Source organism: Plantactinospora veratri (genome assembly GCF_036421995.1).
Lineage (GTDB): Bacteria > Actinomycetota > Actinomycetes > Mycobacteriales > Micromonosporaceae > Plantactinospora > Plantactinospora veratri.
The window spans coordinates 1-17,482 of the sequence record NZ_JAZGQL010000009.1 but is presented as its reverse complement, the minus strand read 5'-3'; the positions used below and the strand labels follow the sequence as shown (position 1 = coordinate 17,482).

The 17,482-nt window shown below is 69.6% G+C and carries 12 protein-coding genes and 1 pseudogene; 10 read left to right on the top strand and 3 right to left on the bottom strand.

Features of this window, described 5'->3' with window-relative positions; all coding sequences use genetic code 11:
* Positions 1–185 precede the first annotated feature (185 nt).
* The 4 genes from V1634_RS14935 (at position 186) to V1634_RS14920 (ending at position 7,803) form a co-directional block, all read left to right on the top strand.
* Positions 186–581 (top strand): hypothetical protein, encoded by a 396-nt coding sequence (locus V1634_RS14935; protein WP_331208414.1) that lies wholly within the window; start codon positions 186–188, stop codon positions 579–581.
* The gene (gene eccCb / locus V1634_RS14930) at positions 578–4,867 is read left to right on the top strand and encodes a type VII secretion protein EccCb (protein WP_331208413.1); all 4,290 of its coding nucleotides are present in this window, start codon (positions 578–580) and stop codon (positions 4,865–4,867) included. Before V1634_RS14935 ends, eccCb begins: the two co-directional genes overlap by 4 nt.
* 132 nt (positions 4,868–4,999) lie before the next feature.
* Entirely contained in the window at positions 5,000–6,493 is a 1,494-nt protein-coding gene (locus tag V1634_RS14925; RefSeq protein ID WP_331208412.1) for a family 43 glycosylhydrolase, read from the top strand.
* Between the two features lie 179 nt (positions 6,494–6,672).
* Positions 6,673–7,803 (top strand): AI-2E family transporter, encoded by a 1,131-nt coding sequence (locus tag V1634_RS14920; protein ID WP_331208411.1) that lies wholly within the window; start codon positions 6,673–6,675, stop codon positions 7,801–7,803.
* Between the two features lie 303 nt (positions 7,804–8,106).
* On the opposite strand, the gene V1634_RS14915 is transcribed toward V1634_RS14920, so the two are convergent.
* Positions 8,107–8,931: a hypothetical protein gene (locus V1634_RS14915; RefSeq protein ID WP_331208410.1), complete on the bottom strand. Its 825-nt coding sequence runs from the start codon at positions 8,929–8,931 to the stop codon at positions 8,107–8,109.
* A 752-nt stretch (positions 8,932–9,683) separates the two neighbouring features.
* Between V1634_RS14915 and V1634_RS14910 the strand changes: the two genes are divergently transcribed.
* The 6 genes from V1634_RS14910 (at position 9,684) to V1634_RS14885 (ending at position 15,023) form a co-directional block, all read left to right on the top strand.
* Entirely contained in the window at positions 9,684–10,238 is a 555-nt protein-coding gene (locus V1634_RS14910; RefSeq protein ID WP_331208409.1) for a hypothetical protein, read from the top strand.
* Positions 10,239–10,396: 158 nt separating this feature from the next.
* Positions 10,397–11,332, top strand: coding sequence for an ABC transporter ATP-binding protein (locus V1634_RS14905; protein WP_331208408.1), 936 nt, complete (start codon positions 10,397–10,399; stop codon positions 11,330–11,332).
* A gap of 2 nt (positions 11,333–11,334) precedes the next feature.
* Positions 11,335–12,105, top strand: coding sequence for an ABC transporter permease subunit (locus V1634_RS14900; protein WP_331208609.1), 771 nt, complete (start codon positions 11,335–11,337; stop codon positions 12,103–12,105).
* Positions 12,106–12,196: 91 nt separating this feature from the next.
* Complete coding sequence (locus tag V1634_RS14895; RefSeq protein WP_331208407.1) at positions 12,197–13,399, top strand: sensor histidine kinase; 1,203 nt, start codon at positions 12,197–12,199, stop codon at positions 13,397–13,399.
* Positions 13,396–14,079, top strand: a complete 684-nt coding sequence (locus tag V1634_RS14890; protein ID WP_331208406.1) for a response regulator transcription factor — start codon at positions 13,396–13,398, stop codon at positions 14,077–14,079. Before V1634_RS14895 ends, V1634_RS14890 begins: the two co-directional genes overlap by 4 nt.
* Before the next feature lie 74 nt (positions 14,080–14,153).
* Positions 14,154–15,023, top strand: coding sequence for a hypothetical protein (locus tag V1634_RS14885; protein WP_331208405.1), 870 nt, complete (start codon positions 14,154–14,156; stop codon positions 15,021–15,023).
* Here V1634_RS14885 and V1634_RS14880 read toward each other — a convergent pair.
* Entirely contained in the window at positions 15,008–15,823 is an 816-nt protein-coding gene (locus tag V1634_RS14880; RefSeq protein WP_331208404.1) for a DUF3592 domain-containing protein, read from the bottom strand. The genes V1634_RS14885 and V1634_RS14880 overlap by 16 nt on opposite strands.
* Before the next feature lie 462 nt (positions 15,824–16,285).
* A pseudogene (locus V1634_RS14875) lies at positions 16,286–16,692 on the bottom strand (IS701 family transposase); the annotation flags it as partial.
* Positions 16,693–17,482 lie beyond the last annotated feature (790 nt).

Here is a 17,482-nt window from a genome sequence, read left to right as displayed (position 1 = left end):
GGTGACGTCGTCACCACCGGTGGCGAACGGATCCGGGCGCCGGCGGCCGCGCGCCGGACTGGGGATCCGTGCTGGGAGCCGTCAGCCCGCGCCCTTCCGACCCGCGGCGATCGTCGTCTCCGCCGGCCAACCGCTCGCCGTCGGCGCCGGCCGTTAGAGTGGTCAGCACCGACGGGGAGGAATCGATGCAGCAGATCCTGGTCCAGGTCACCGCCGACGACGCGACCGACCCACGGCGGCTGGAGCGGCTCACCACCCAGCTGGCACAGGATCTGCGTGCCATCCGGGAGATCTCGGTCCGCCCCGCGGTCGCACCGCCGCAGCAGGGAGCCAAGTCGGCGACCATCAGCCAGGTCGGCAGCCTCGTGCTGTCGGGGCTGCTCTCCGCGGCCGGGCTGAACGCCCTGCGCGACATCATCGTGGCGTACCTCCAGCGCCGCAGCGCCCGCTCGATCACCCTCCGGGTGGGCGAGCGCGAAGTGACCCTGACCGGCGGGGTCGGCGCCGAGGAACTCGCCGCCGTCTCGAAGCAACTCCAGGCGTTGCTGTCCGAGCCGGAGGGACCGGAAGGCAGCGCGTGAGCCGGCGGCTGGCGCTTGTCGTCGCCAACGACAACTATCAGGACGCCGGACTCACCTCGCTGTTCGCGCCCCGCAACGACGCGCAGAGCCTGCGTGAGCTGCTGCGCGATCCGGAGATCGGCAACTTCGAACCGGCCGACATTCTGATCAACGAATCCAAGTCGGAGATCGAACGCGCCATCGAACGGATGTTCCGCGCCGCCCGCCCCACCGACCTGGTCACGCTGTACTTCTCCGGGCACGGGGTACGCAGCCTGGGCGGCCGGTTGCACCTCGCCGTCGCCAACACCGACCTGTCACTGATCTCGGCGACCTCGATCTCGGCCTCGTTCATCAAGGAACTCGTCGACGAGTCGGACGCCGCCAGCACCATCATCCTGCTCGACTGCTGTTACAGCGGCGCGTTCGGCGACAGCGGGGTGAAGGCCGACCCGAGCATCGACGTCGGCCAGGAACTGCGGGCCGGACGCGGCACCTATGTGCTCACCGCCTCGACCTCCGTGGAGAGCGCCGAGGACGGCGAGCGGACCGTACCGGGGAGCCCGCCCAGCCTCTCCGCGTTCACCGAGGCCGTGGTGCGCGGCCTCGCCACCGGCGCGGCGGACATCCGCGGCGTCGGCCGGATCAGCCCGAACGACCTCTGGGAGTACGTACGCCAGGAGGTGCCGCGCCGCACGACCCGGCAGACCCCCACCCAGTACGGGTACGTCGAGGACGAGGTGCACCTCGCGAACGTCCGACGGTCCCGCTTCGGCCTCACCACGGGTTCCAGTCACCGGGTACACCTCGGCGACCTGCTCGGCGCGCTCACCCAGACGGCCGAGCACGGGCTGCGCGCCGAGGAGTGGAACGGCACCGGGCACCTGGTGGTGCCGATCGGACAGGCGTTCCGGGGTGCGGATCGCGCCGAAACCGTCTCGCTGGAACTGGCACACAACGACGGGCACGTGCTCGTCGTCGGCCGGATCGGCTTCGGCAAGAGCACGCTGCTGCGTACCCTGGTCGGCGCCCTCGCCCTGACCGCCTCTCCGTCTGAGGTCCGGTTCTACTTCCTGGAGTCCGGCGGCAACAAGCTCGGCTCGCTACGGCGACTGCCGCACGTCGCGAAGATCGCCCGGGACGACCAGGAGGCGATGACCCGCGAGCTGTTGCAGGAAATCGCCGCTGTCATCACCTACCGCAAGCGGCTCTACAGCGAACGTTTCATCGATTCCGCACAGCGGTTCCGGGCGGTACGGCAGGATCTGCCCGGCCATCCGCACCCGGACATCTTCCTGTTCATCGACCGGTGGTCGGATTTCGCGCCACACAGTCAGCAACTCCACCGCCTGGCCAGCGTCGGCCTCGACTACGGTGTCCACCTGGTGGTCGCCACCCGGAGCTGGCGCGACATCCCGGACGAGTTGCAGGAGCTGATCCACTGTCAGATCGAGTTCAACCTGGGCCACGCCGACAAGTCGCGGGTCAATCCACGACTGGCCGCGCAGGTGGCCAGTGACCATCCGGGTTGGGCGGTACGCCGCGAGGGCCGGTTCCGGGTCGCGCTCCCCCGTCTCGACACCGCCATCGGCACGCCGGTCGACCTGCTCGCCAGCGACACGTTCGACGGCGCGCTGGAACTGGTCGAGCGGGTGGTGACCGCCTGGTCGCGTACCGGGAACAGTGCGGTCGACGCCCGGACCCCCTCGGTACGCGCCATCGCCGCCACGTCGTCCGTACTGGAGCTGTTGGGCGTGCCGGCGCTGAACGTGGACGAGGTGCGGTCGCTGCGGGCGGACCGCTCGCGGGCGAGCCGGCTGGTCGTCCCGGTGGGGGTGGCCAGCGACGGCCGGACGATCGAGCTGGACCTCAAGGAGTCGGCGCAGGAGGGCATGGGTCCACACGGTCTGCTGATCGGCGCCACCGGGTCCGGCAAGTCGGAGCTGCTGCGTACCCTCGTCACCGCCCTCGCCCTGACCCACGACTCGACAACGCTCAACTTCGTCCTCGTCGACTTCAAGGGCGGGGCGACGTTCACCCCACTTGCCAGGTTGCCGCACATCGCCGCGATGATCACCAATGTGGCCCATGACCTGCCGCTGGTGGACCGGCTGGTCGACGTCGTCAAGGGCGAGTTCGTCCGCCGGCAGGAACTGCTCCGCAAGGCCGGCAACCTTCCCAACCAGCGTGACTACGAGCGGGCGCGTGTCGAGGGCGTCGCGGTTCCGCCGCTGCCGTCACTGCTGATCATCTGTGACGAGTTCTCGGACCTGCTCTCCGCCCGGCCCGACACCATCGACCTGTTCGTCCAGATCGGACGGCTGGGCCGCACACTCGGGGTGCACCTGTTGCTCGCCTCGCAACGCCTGGAGGAGGGCCGGCTGCGTGGGCTGGACACCCACCTGTCGTACCGGATCGGCCTGCGCACGTTCTCCGCGTTGGAGTCCCGTGCGGTGCTCGGCGTACCGGACGCGTACGAGCTGCCACGCTCGCCCGGCCACGGTTACCTGAGGGTGGGCAGCGAGCCACCCCTCCGGCTGCTCGCGGCGACCTCGTTCGAGGAGTCACCGTCCGCCGAGCCCGGCGAGACCGTGTCGCTCGCGGAGGCGGCGAGCGCGCTGCTGGCGAGGGTCGACCCGCCGGCCCAACAGGTGTGGCTGCCACCGCTGTCCGTGGCACCGACCCTCGACGAACTGCTCGGCCCGGTGGCCGCGACGCCCGCGCGTGGGTTGACCTGTGGCAACCCCGAACTGCACGGCGCGCTCAAGGTGCCGGTGGCGTTGGTCGACAAACCGTTCGAGCACGGCCGCGACGTCCTCTGGTTGGCGCTCGACGGCGCCGCCGGGCACGTCGCCGTCGCCGGCGGTCCGCAGAGCGGCAAGTCCTCCCTGCTGCGCACGCTCATCTGCGGACTCGCGCTCACCCACACTCCCGCCGAGGTCCAGGTCTACTGTCTCGACTTCGGCGGCGGCGGGCTGGCCGCGCTGCGCGAGCTGCCACACGTCGGCGGCGTCGCCGGACGCCGCGAGAGCGGTGCGGTGCACCGCACCGTCGGCGAGATCTCCACCCTGCTCGCCGACCGCGAACGCCGCTTCGCCGAACTCGGCGTCGAATCGATCAGCGCGTACCGTCGGCGACGGGCCGTCGAGGGCAGCGGCGCCGACCCGTTCGGCGACGTGTTCCTCGTCGTCGACGGCTGGTCCACCCTGCGCGACGAGTTCGAGGATCTCGAGGCGACGATCACCGACATCGCCGCCCAGGGGCTCTCCTACGGGGTGCACGTGGTCGCCGCCGTATCCCGTTGGACGGAGCTCCGCTCCGCGATCCGTGAGCTGTTCGGCTCCCAGCTCGAACTTCGGCTCAGTGACCCGAGCGACTCGGCCATCTCCCGGCGCGCCGCCGTCAACGTGCCGACCAAGATCCCTGGCCGGGGCCTGACCGCCGGCAGCCTGCAGTTCCTCGCCGCCCTGCCCGCACTGTCCAGCCACGGCGGCGAGACCGGCGACCTGGTCAAGGCCGTCACCAACGCCTGGACCGGCGCCCCCGCACCCCGGGTACGTCTCCTCCCGCTGGTTCTCCCCTACACCGACCTCGATCTCGCCGGCACCGGACTACGGCTGCCCATCGGAATCGCCGAGGCCGATCTGCGTCCGGTCTCCGTCGACTTCGCCAGTGAGCCGCACTTCCTCCTCTTCGGTGACATCGAGAGCGGAAAGTCGGGGTTCCTGCGGGCGCTCGCCACCACCATCGTCGCCCGGTTCACTCCCGAACAGGCCCGGGTGATCCTGGTCGACTACCGCCGCAGCCTGCTCGGCGTCATCTCGACCGAACACCTTCTCGGGTACCCCACCTCGGCGGCGGCGACGGCGGAGATCATCGAGTCGGTCGCCGAGGAGGTACAGCAGCGGCTCCCCGGCCCCGACGTCACCCCGCAACAGCTCCGGGACCGATCCTGGTGGACCGGACCCGAACTCTTCGTACTGGTCGACGACTACGACCTGGTAGCCACCACCGCCAGCAACCCGATCCTCCCGCTGCTCGACTACCTGCCGCAGGCCCGTGACGTCGGCCTGCACCTGGTGCTCGCCCGACGCTCCGGTGGCGCCTCCCGGGCCCTCTACGAGCCGGTCATCCAACGGCTGCGCGAACTCTCCTCACCCGGACTCGTCCTGTCCGGCGACCGGACCGAGGGCGCGCTCGTCGGCGACGTACGACCGGCGCCGATGCCGCCCGGACGCGGACGGCTCGTCACCCGACGGGAGGGCGTACGGCTGATACAGCTCGCGCACCTTCCGCCTGCCGACTGAATATGTGAGTCCCGGCAGTCGTCGCAGGAAGGGCTGGCCGCCGAAGCCGGAGCCAACCCGGACAGGCCCCTAGGCGTTTGTGACGACACCTGACACTTGACGGCATGAGGCAAGATCGGAAAACATTGTTGAATGCCGATACTCGGAGGCACCCTCAGTAAGGTCGTCGCCGTCGCGGGGGTGCTCGCCGCCACCGCGGCGGCCGCTCCGGCGTCGGCCGCGCTGCCGGAGTACACCACCGCCGAGGCAGGCAACCCGATCGTGGCCGGGTGGTACGCCGATCCCGACGTGGCGATCTACAACAACCGCTTCTACGTGTTCCCGACCGCTTCCCGCCCGTACGCCGAACAGACCTATCTCGACGCCTTCTCCTCGACCGACCTGGTCTCCTGGACCAAGCACCCGAACGTCCTCACCACCGCGAACGTGAGCTGGGCGCGGTACGCCGTCTGGGCACCCGCCCCGATCGCCCGCAACGGCAGGTACTACCTGTACTTCGCGGCCAACGACATCCAGAGCAACAGCGAACTCGGCGGTATCGGGGTGGCGGTGGCCAGCCGGCCGGAGGGGCCGTACACCGACGCGATCGGGCGGCCGTTGATCGCGCAGTTCGTCAACGGCGCCCAGCCGATCGACCAGGACGTCTTCGTCGACGACGACGGGCAGGCGTACATCTACTACGGCGGATGGGGGCACGCCAACGTCGCCAAGTTGAACGCCGACATGACGAGCCTGGGCACGTTCGCCGACGGCACGACGTACAAGGAGATCACCCCGAGCGGGTACGTCGAGGGCTCGCAGATGTTCAAGCGGAACGGCAGGTACTACCTGATGTGGTCGGAGGGCGGCTGGACCGGCCCCGACTACTCCGTGGCGTACGCCATGGCCGACTCACCCACCGGCCCCTTCACCCGCCTCGACAAGGTGCTGGCCCAGGACCCCGCGGTGGCGCGCGGCGCCGGGCACAATTCGGTGCTGAACATCCCGGGCACCGACACCTGGTACATCTTCTACCACCGCAGGCCGCTCTCGGAGACCGACGGCAACGCGCGACAGGTCGCGTACGACCGGATGAACTTCAACGCCGACGGCACGATCCAGCGGGTGAAGATGCTCGTGCAGGACAACTTCGCCGACGGCAACGCGCTCGGCTGGAGGCCGTACGGCGGGGCCTGGTCGGTCAGCGGCGGCCAGTACCGGACGACCGCCTCCTACGGCGGCAAGGCACTGCTCGACGACAACCACGTGAACGCGACCTACGACCTCGACGTCACGGTCACGTCGGGCACCGGCGACGCCGGACTGGTGTTCCGGGCCTCCCACGTGGGGACCGGAACCGACGCCTACCGCGGCTACTACGCCGGCATCACGCCGGCCGGCCGCGTGATCCTCGGCCGGGCCGACAACAACTGGACGCTGCTCGGCTCGGCGCCGCTACCGGTCGTCGTCGGCCAGCGATACCACCTGCGCGTGGTGGCCGGCACCTCGTCGATCAGGGTGTACGTCGGTGACCTGACCGCCCCCAGGATCTCGGTCACCGATGCCACCTACCCGTCCGGCAGGTCGGGCGTTCGCGTCTACAACGCGGCCGCCGCCTTCGACAACGTAGCCATCAGCAATCAGTAGGTGCCGGCCGGGAGCGGGCTGAGTCGGACGCTCTGGTACGAGCATCCGGACGTCCACGAGGGCGTGAACAACCGATGGCACCAGCGAGGTCCTGGAGCGTGACGCTGACCGGAACCCGCATCTGCCACATCCTCGGCGGGTAGGTGCGGGACCGGCGGTCACCTCCCTAAGGTGATCCCATGCCTGCCACCGTGAGTTCCGCAAAGACCCGAGCCGCACTTCGCACCTCGGCGCACATCTCGCTGCAGATGTTGCTGGTCTTGCTGATGACGTGGGTGGCACTGTGGCTGCTTGGCCGGGCATGGTCGGTGGTCTGGCCGCTGGTGGTCGCCCTGCTCCTCACGACGTTGACCTGGCCCATGGCCCGCTTCCTACGACGGCACGGATGGCGTCCCGCCCTGGCCGCGTCGGCCGTGACCGTCCTGTTCCTTCTCATCGCCGCGGGCACCGTGGTGCTGATCGCGGTGCCGGTGGCCGCACAGTCCGGCGAACTGGTCACCGGCGTGACCGAAGGTATCCAGCAGATGCGGGAGTGGGCCGCCGGCCCGCCGCTGAACATCGGTGACGACCAGGTCACCCAGGCCTTCGACTCCGCGATCGCCCGCATCCAGGACAGCGTCGGCAGCATCATCACCGCCACCCTGTCCGGGGTGGGAACCCTGGTCAGCGGAGTGGTCACCACCGTCCTGGCGTTGTTTCTCATGTTCTTCTTCCTCAAGGACGGTCCGAGGTTCCTGCCGTGGCTGTCCCGGCAACTGCCCGGCCGACTCGCTGTCGACGTACCGGTGGTTGCCGAGCGTAGTTGGGCCGCACTCAGCGCGTTCGTACGGTCCCAGGCGTTCGTCGGCCTGCTGGACGCGGTCTTCATCGGCCTCGGCCTGTGGATCGTCGGCGTGCCGCTGGTGCTGCCACTGGCGGTGCTGACCTTCGTATCGGCGTTCGTGCCGATCGTGGGCGCCCTCTTCGCCGGTTTCGTCGCGGTGCTCATCACACTGGTGTCGAACGGCCCGACGGATGCGCTGATCGTGCTGGCCATCATCGTCGCGGTCCAACAGCTCGAGGGAAACGTGTTCCAGCCCATCGTGCAGAGCCGCGGCCTCGGCCTGCACGCGGCGGTTGTCCTACTGGCGGTGACACTGGGCGGCAGCCTGGCCGGCATCGTGGGAAGCCTGCTCGCCGTCCCGGTCGCCGCACTCGTCGCGGTGATGTGGAACTACGTGCGGGAGCAGCTCACCGATCCGCCCCGGGAGCCGGACATCGACCAAGCTGAGGCGCCGGCTGCGAACAGCGGGGACGAGAAGGAGGTGTGACGCGTCGGACCGGGCGGGATCGCGGTGCCTGGTGGCGGCGGTGTTCTTCCTCGCCGGAGCGGGCTTTGCCACGGGCGCGGTGCTGCCGGTGGACGGCGGTCTCACGATCGCCTCCCCCGCCGCCTTCCTCCGGCCCGAACTGCGGGCCAGATGGCTGGCCCCCGGGCGGGGCGACGCCGGGCTGACACCGCACCGACGCCGGCACCGCTCCCCGGCCGCCTCCGCCCTGCCAGAGACGACGGGTGGGAAACCTGGTGGGCACCGGCCCCGACGACTGGACGCCGTGCTCAGCCCCCGGCCAGCTCAGTCGCCGCCGTCGCTGGTGACCTTGACGGCGGCACCGAGGGTCGGTGCCGCCGTCCTGGCGAGTTCGCCGGCACGGTCCAGATCCGCGCTGTCCGCCACAACGATGCTCACCGCCGATCCTGTCGCACGATCACGTCGCAGAGTCGCGCCGACGACGCGGTACCGAGCGACCACCGCGTCGTACGCGGCGATCGCCTCGGCGGGGAAACCGTCGTTGAAGTCGGTCTCGACGCGGAGCGAGGGCCGCACGCCGCGCTCGGTGCTGACCTCCAGCGAGGTCACTCTCGAGAGTGGCTGGTGCTGGTCGCCGTCTGCCATCATGTCCTTGAACACCGCCATCGCGGCAGCCTGGTTGACCGCGGTGACCTTGATCTCCCAGCGGTCGGTCTTATCTTTCCAGGGCGCATCCTTGATGTCGCCGTTCACCACCCGGTCGTCGTCCGTCAGTGAGTGCCACAGCGCCAGTACCCTGCCGGCCCGGGTCTTGTCCGCGACAACGGTGAAGGTGATGCCGTCCGCCGTGATCCGGCCGGTGGTGTTGTCGTGACCGGCGACGTACTCCCTCAGCTTGTTCGCCAGCTCGGTCACGCGGTCGGCCGGGGTGCCGTCCCTGAGGATCAGCACGCCGCTCGCCGTTCCGAGGAAGGGCAGCGTGTTGTTGTCGGTGGTGTCGATTTCGACGACGTCCGGGGTGCCGGCCCAGTCTTCCTCGAAATCCGCGGCGAGTGCCGAGCCCTTGTCGATGGCGCAGCCCGTCAACGAGGTCAGGGCCAGTACGAACGCGATGATCGGTAATGACCACCGCAGGCCGTTTCTTCCCAACGTCGTCTCCTTCAAGGGGCGTAACAGGCCGGGACCGATCAGGCCCGAACCTGGGCTGTAGAGGTGGCGACCATCCGAAGCCTGCGGCGCTGTCCGTCGGCGGTAAGCAGGCTAACCTCCTTGATCAATGCGTGGGCGCACTGGGCCTCGCGGTGTGCCGCCGAGTGGGCCCTCGCCCGGTCACGCTCCGGAGCTGACGCACTGGGTCGCCGCCTAGGTCGACCTCGGGGTGCAACCATGTCGACGACACGGCGGGAGGGTGCTGCGACACTCCACGGAACAGGCCGGCCGGTGATCCGACCGGAGTTCGCCGAGGAGGCCGACGGCCGGGCCGGAGGGCGGAACCCGACCGTGGTCGACCGCGTCCGACGGGTCATGGCGATCGGCCGGACGGCGACCCGGATCGGGGTGGTGGTTGCCTTTGCCGGGGCCCTCCGAACGAGGTGACCGTCCACCTCGTGGCGTTCACGACCTGATCGTGTCTGCCCGCCGATCAAGGGCCCAACGACGCTCCTCCGCACTTCAGGCTTGGGATGTCAGCCCTTGTTACGATCTTGGCCGTGCATCCCGAACCCACACCACCGGGCCGGATCCAGCCCACCCACGGGTGGCCAGCCGACCAGCGATTCGCCGGAAAGACTCCCGCCGGGTCCGGTTCGCAGGGATTCGGCCCGGCCGGGGCGCCGCCGACCGGTTCCGCCCCGTGGGCGGGAGCCTGGACGGCGGGCAAGTCGGTCAGAAGGACGGCGCTGGTGGTGCTGCTCGGCCTGGCTTTCATCGGGCTGAACACCGCCATCGCGTACGCCACGGTCGGGTCGAAGGCCATTTCGATCGTGACGGGCCTCGCCTTCTGCCTGGTCTTCATGGTCGTCGTACGTGTGCTACACCGGGCGATGTGGCTGTCCTTACTCTCGTTCCTTCCCGCCCTGTTCGTACTCGTGGGATCGGTGGGACTCGCCCCCGACCTGGCACTTGAGAAGCGCGGCGTCCGCCAGGAGGTAACCATCGTCGACGCCGAGGTCGCCGGTAAGCGGCACACGTTCACGCTCCGGGGCGACGATGGTCCGCTCGACGAGCCACTGACCTATCAGGGCAGCAACCCCGGCTACCAGATCGGCGACACCCTAACCGTACTCATCGACCCGGACGGGGTGATCGCGCTCGAGGAGGCCGGTCGGGTCGACTCCAGCGGCACCCTGGGGTCGCTGGTCCTCGGTGGCATCGGCTGGACTTCCATCGCGCTGCTCGCGGGATGGCGTGGGCACGTCCGCCGTCGGGAAGGCCGGTTCGACAACCTGGTGATATAGCGTCCTGATCCCGCACGAGCGCATGAGCCGCTCCGCGCGTTCCGGAAAGGGCGAACCAATTGCCAGGAAGGAGCACCGCGATTCTGGAGCGCTCATTCCCGAGGATGACGGTCCCGGGACCGATGTGATAACCGCCGGGCCGCGTCAGGGTGGCGGGCATGATCGAGGTACGCAAGCTGACGAAACGCTACGGGTCGAAGCTGGCCGTCGACGGCTTGTCCTTTGAGGTGGCGCCGGGACGGGTCACCGGGTTTCTCGGTCCGAACGGCGCCGGCAAGTCCACCACGATGTGCGCGCTGCTCGGCCTGGTTCGGCCCACTTCCGGTGACGCGCTCATCAACGGGCGGCGGTACGCCGAACTGCGCGATCCACTCCGGCAGGTCGGCGCCCTGCTCGAGGCCAAAGCGCTGCATCCGGGGCGTACGGCGTACGACCACCTGCTCGGGCTTGCCGTGAGCAACCGGATTCCGAGGACCCGGATCACCGAGGTACTGGGCATGGTCGGCCTGGAGAGTGTGGCGGACACGAGGGCCGGCGGATTCTCGCTCGGCATGACGCAGCGGCTCGGCGTCGCCGCCGCGTTGCTCGGCGATGCACCGGTGCTGTTGTTCGACGAACCGGTCAACGGCCTCGATCCGGAGGGCATCCTCTGGATCCGCAACCTCATGAAGCGGTTGGCGGCGGAGGGCCGGTCCGTCCTCGTCTCCAGCCACCTGATGAGCGAGATGGCGCTGACCGCCGACCACCTCGTCGTCGTCGGCGCCGGTCGCCTGCTGGCGGACACCTCCATCGAGGCGTTCATCGCGAGCAACTCCCGCTCGTTCATCAGAATCCGTACGCCCGAGCCGCAGCGGCTGCGGGAGGTGCTCCGCAGCGCCGGCATCCAGGCCGGAACCGGCTCCGAGGGCGTACTGGAGATCGCCGGGGCCTCGGTGGAACGGGTCGGTGAGCTGGTCGCCGCCAGCCGGGTGACGGTGCACGAGGTCAGCCTGCGAACGGCATCGCTGGAGGAGGCGTTCATGAGGCTCACCTCGGACGCGGTGCAGTACCGGGGCGACGCGCGGACCACGCGCGCGACAGGAGGGGGAAGGTGACCATGGCCGCCATCGGATCAGCCATCGCCTTCGAATGGATCAAGGCCCGCACCGTGCGGTCGACGACGTGGTCACTGATCCTGTGCTTCGCGACCAGTGTCGGCATCGCCCTGCTGTTCGGCTCGGTCCTGCGCGGCGCGTACGACAACATGAGCCCGGAGGGCAAGGCGGGCTTCGACCCGGTCGGATCCGGCTTCAACGGCCTGCGCCTCGGCATGATCGCTCTAGTCATGTTCGGGGTGATGCTGGCCGCGAGCGAGTACACCACCGGTACGGTCCGGTCGTCGTTGGCGGCGGTGCCGCGCCGGGGGCTGCTCTACGGCGCGAAGATCATCATCACCGTGCTGATCGCGTTCCCCTTCTCCGCCATCGTCGTCCTCGCCACGTTCTTCACCGCCCAAACCGCCATCGGTAGTGCGCACAACGCCGCCATCACCGACGACGGGGTGATCCGGTCGGTGGTCGGTGCAGTCTTCTACATGACGTTGCTGTGCACCTTCGCGGTCGGGCTCGCGACCATGCTGCGTAGTCCCGCGCTCACCCTGGGCATCCTGGTCCCACTCTTCTTCATGGTGTCCGAGATCCTGAACAATCTCCCGGGAGTGAAGACCGTGGCTCAGTTCCTGCCGGACTTCGCGGGTGGGCTCGTCCTCCGCCGGCAGCCTCCGGACGACACCATCCTCGACGCCTGGAGCGGAATGGGTGTACTGCTGCTCTGGACCGTCGCGACCGTGCTCGGCGGTTACCTGACCATGCGACGTCGGGACGCCTGACGGCGCCGCGGTGATCTCCGAACGGGGTGTGACGATGGACCGGTCGACAGTGTGGACAGCCGGCCCGGCAGGGTCGAGCCCGGTCCGTCCGGTGGACGTACCAGGCTCCGGCTGGGCAGGTCGAGCGGGTGCCCGTTATCTGTTCACCCTGGACGCTCTGGTCGCGATCGGGTACGTGACCGTACTCCTGCTCCTGCGGCACACGCAGTCCGTGGAGCCGGCGGCCACCGGTGTGCCCGGTCCGGCCGTGGACCTGATGATCGTCACGACCGGCCTGCCGCTCGCCGTGCGCCGCCGGTGGCCCCTGCCGGTCCTCGTCGTCGTCCTGGTGATGTCTCTGCTGGCGGTGCCGCTGAACGTGCTGAATGATCCGTTCCTGGCCCCGGCCTACGCCCTGTACCCGGTCTCCCTGGCCATGCCTCGGCGGTTGTGGGTGCCGGTGGTCGTGGCGGTGGCGCTCGCGGTCGCCGGTCTGGTGTCGACCACCCCGGCCACAGGTCAGTCGCACTGGTGGCTGGGCGGCCCCGGGCTGATCGTCGTCGGCTGGCTGCTCATCGGGGCGTCGTGGACGCTCGGCAACGCCGCCCGGCAGCAGCGCGACCACGCGGCGCGGGTGGCCGAGCAGCGCGCCCAGCAGGCGGTGACCAGGGAGCGGTTGCGCATCGCGCGCGAGTTGCACGACGTGGTGGCGCACAGCGTCGGCCTGATCGCCGTCAAGGCGGCCGTGGCCAACTATGTCGTCAGGACCCGGCCGGAGGAGGCCGGCGAGGCGCTGCAGGTCATCGAAGCCGCCAGCCGTACCGCGTTGACCGAGATGCGGCACATGCTCGGTGTGCTGCGTGCGGAGGACTCTCCGGCCCAGCCTGCGACGGAACGCGCGCCGGTCCCGGGGCCGGCGAACCTGCCCGCGCTCGCCGAACAGGCGGCGATGGCCGGCCTGCGGGTGGAGTTGATACTGCGTGGTGTGGAACGCATGTCCGAGGCGCTGGGCCTGACCGTCTACCGGATCGTGCAGGAGTCACTGACCAACGCCGCCAAACACGCGGCACCGGCACGGTGCCGGGTGTCGGTGGACGCGGCGGGCAGCGAGGTGATCGTCGATGTCGCCGACGACGGGCACGGCCGGGACACGCCGGTGCGGCACCGTGACGGGCACGGCCTGATTGGCATGCGGGAACGGGTCACGATGTACGGCGGCTCCTTCTCCGCGGGACCACGGCCGGAGGGCGGCTTCCGGATCGTCGCGCGTCTCCCCGCCGAGCCGGGACGACAACCAGTCGGGCTCGTCCCGTGAGCCCGACGGTCCGGGTGTTGATCGCCGACGACCAGGCCCTGCTACGCGCCAGCTTCCGGGTGCTCATCGAGAACGAGCCCGGCTTCACCGTGGTCGGCGAGGCGGACACCGGCCGGGCGGCGGTGGCAGTGGCTCGCCGGACGCGACCAGATGCCGTGCTCATGGACGTCCGCATGCCGGACATGGACGGCATCGAGGCGACGGAGCAGATCTGCGGTTCGGCGGAGACCGCCGACGTGCGGGTCCTGATGCTCACCATGTTCGACCTCGACTCGTACGTATACGCCGCGCTGCGCGCCGGAGCGAGCGGGTTCCTGCTGAAGGACACCCCGCCGGGGGACCTGCTGTCGGCTATCCGGGTGGTGGTCGCCGGCGACGGACTGCTGGCGCCATCGGTGACCCGACGACTCATCGCGGAGTTCGTCCGCAGCCACGAACCAGCAGGTCCGTTCTCACCGGAACTGGAGCGCGTCACCGACCGTGAACGCGAGATCCTCACTCTCATCGCCCGTGGCCTGTCGAACGCCGAGATCGCCGCGCGGCTGCGGCTGAGCCTCGCCACGGTGAAGACGCACGTGAGTCACCTACTGACCAAGCTCGACAAGCGCGACCGAGCGCAGCTGGTCATCGTCGCGTACGAGTCAGGGCTGATCTCGCCCTCCTCGTCGCCGTCGATGTGAGTTCGACCGATCCTGCGCCGTTGGGGACGGCACACGGCTGCCCACCGACGGGCCCGCGACGGATGGAGACCACCATGACCGGTCAAACCCCTGACCCGACAGCTCAGCCGGACGGCTCGTGGCGCAGTGGAGCGCCGCAGGGCGAGCCGCGGCCGGAGGTGACACAACCGAGCGGCAAACGGCGGATGAGCCGACGTAAGTGGTGGTTCATCGGCACCCTCTTCGTGCTGGCCGCCATCCTCGTCGGGCTCTTGTCCGCCTTTCCGGCCGTCGCAGCGACCACCTGTCCGAGCTGCTACGGTCTGGAGCTGATAGCAGACGATCTTTACGCGGAGCGCGGGTTGCGCGGCACGCAGCAGCAGCAGGTCATCGACGTCGTCGATGACGGGCGCCGGCGGGTCCGGGAGTTCTACGGCGGTACGACCGGCTCGCCGACGGTGTTGGCATGTCTGAGCAGCACCTGCTACGACCGGATCGGCGGTGGGCGCGAACGTGGCATCGCCGTGATGAACCGCGCCGTCATGTTGTCGCCGCGCGGCGTCGACGTGGTCATCGCCGCGCACGAACTGTCGCACGTGGAGTTCGGGCGGCGGATGGACGAGCATGCCGAGCAGGTTCCGCAGTGGTTTGACGAGGGGCTGGCGGTGCTGGTCTCGGACGATCCGCGCTACCTGCTGCCGCAGTCGGCCGGGGACCGCTGCCGGGTTCCGACCGTCGGCCCGCTGCCCACGACGCTTGACGAGTGGCTTGCCGCTGCCCGCGCGGACACCCAGCTCTACGCCAGGGCTGCCTGCCAGGTGAACCGCTGGGCCGATGCCACGGCGGGCGGTCGGGCGTACGGGACGCGATCGAGCGCCTCGGTCGTGGCGAGCCCTTCGCGGCCGTCGTCAAGGTTTGACCGGCGCCGTGTCGCCGCGGCGGGGCGTAGTCAGCGACGCTGGTAGGACTCGACCGTCCGCTGGACTACCCGGCCGAGCCCGGACACCGGCGTGCTGGTCCCGCGACTCGGCGCACTCGACTCGGCGAGGCGCAGCGCCTGCTGGAGGATGTGCACGACCTCGGTCTCCGCATCCGCATCCTCCGTCGCCTGCACCCACGCCTCGATCGTCATCTGTCCACGCCTCCGCGAATGCCACACCACCCGCGGTGCTGTCGGACGCCGCCGGGAGATCGATTCGGAGACGCGATAGACCAGATGCATCCTGAGACCGGCGCCGGTGCCGGCGGACTCCGCGGCTGCGGTCACCCTGAGCCGCTCGATCGCCCGCGACCAAGGCCGGAGCCGGTCGCTCGTCTCGACGAGACCGTTGACCGTCAACGCCGGGACAGACTGTGGGCCCGCTCGTCCGTGACGCAGCCACCAGGCCAGACGCGAGGCGCCGATGACCACCAGGCAGGCGACCCCGTAGAACACCGTGGCGGGTGGAACCAGCAGGATCAACCCTTCGCTGGCGAGCCCGTCTCTGGTCGCCACCTGCTGTGGGCGGTCCGGCAGCAGGTAGACCGTGAGCACGTCGCCCACGCGATGGCTCCCCGCGAACAGCGGGGCGACGAGGCGGGCCGAGCGGGTGGTGCCCTCGAACCGGTACGACACGGTGACCACCTGCGGCAGGTCGATGCGCTGCACCGGGATGGCCTGGACGGCCGTGACCTCCGCGTCGACCGCCACGCCTCCGGTTATCCGCTGCGTGGCGAGACGGTCGAAGAAGGTGTATCCGACCCCGCCCAGGACGGCCGCCAGCACGGCGCCGACCGCCCACCTGCGCCACTGCGGGAACGGGGGCCTGTACGCGCTACTCAAGCAGCCTCCTCGGACTCCTTGCACGGGACCGTGGAGCTCAGGATCGTACCCGTGACGTCGCTGATGTACTGAGCCGCTGGTTCACCAGCTCGTTGGTCCTGGTCGGCCAGAACCTGATCTTCTTCGCCGCGAGGTCATCCACCGTCCTCCAGGTGCGCTCGCGGGTCCGTAGTCGGTGACGTCGTCGTCCGAGTACGGAACCAGGACGATCCGGCCGGCCCGGTCGGAATTCACCTCGTCAGTCCCACCGCAAACCTGGTGCTGGTCCAGCCGACCTGACCCTTGGCTGCCTGGAACACGTCTTCGACGGTCCAGCGGATCCCGACGACTCGCACGAGCTGCGTGAGGCTGGTCGGCTGTGGGGTCCAGCAACGGTAGAAGGTCAGCTCACCCGGCGGTGGCGTGGGTGATGTGGGCGTACCGGGCCCGCCAGTCCCGGACTCGGTACTCGTCCAGACCGGCCTCGTTCTTCGCCTGCTGGAAGCATTCCTCGACCGCCCACCGGGCGCCGGCGACCCGGGCAAGGTCGACCAGGCGGGTCGGCGGGGGCCGTAGCAGACGTAGTAGGCGACCTCGCCCGTGGTGATGCTGCGCCGGGCGAGGAGCCAGTGACCGCGACCGGGTCTCCACCACGCGGCTACCCGGATCGGTACCCGCGCCCACCAGTACTCACGCGGTCCGTGCGCACCCGCACCGGCGGACAGCCGGCACCACGCCTGACCAGGTAGGACGGCGACGAGTTCGTCGGCGCGAGCACGTCCCATGTCGGTGGTGACCAGATCGTCGTCGCGGCGGGTCGCGACCACATGCGGCAGCTGAGCCCACCAAAGCTATTCACATTTGAGTGATGATGGCGGTGGGTTCGCTGTATCGAGCGAGCGATCACCCGTGCACCGGACGGTGAGCCTGCCGGGCGGGCGTGGAAGGCCCCGATCGCAAAGGGTCGGGTGCCGGCTCGATGATGGGCTGCGGCGCGATCGGAGTGACGGTCCTCATCGGCGGTGCAGCTGTGGCTGGCTTCGCTCCTCGCTGGGCTCGTCGACGGCGACCGTGGCGACGGAGCAGACGATGACCGCGTCGCGATCCTGGAGGTCGGCGGTCACGTCTTGGACGCTGGCATCGGGGCCACCTTGCCGCTGCCGGCGAACTGGGCGGGATGTCGGCCTTCATCCGGCGTTCGGGCCGGTAGATCCAGCGGGGATGTTCGTCGCGGGTTGATGGGCGCTGCTGTGGCCGTGCCGGCAGCGGTAGCCGGACTGGCACGGCGTCGGGGTGGACCTCGATGGCACGGCCCGGGTGGTGCCCGTTGCACCCAGTGCGGTTGCAGCCGCCGCCCACACCGCTGGCGGATCCGCAGATCGGTCAGCGCGTACACCCGGGTGATCATCATACGGTGCGCCGCCGCGCTGATCTGCTGCGCCGCGCGAGGTCGGCCTCGCTGACCAGGGCCGAATGGGCCAGGTGTTGCGAGACACCGACGGGACTAAATCTCACCAAGTATCCTGTAACGCGCGCTTCGCACCATTCGGGATGTCGAACTATCCAGATCTTGAGCGTTTGGAGGGTTGCCAGTGGCGGTTCATGCCGCTCGGCCGGGGGGGG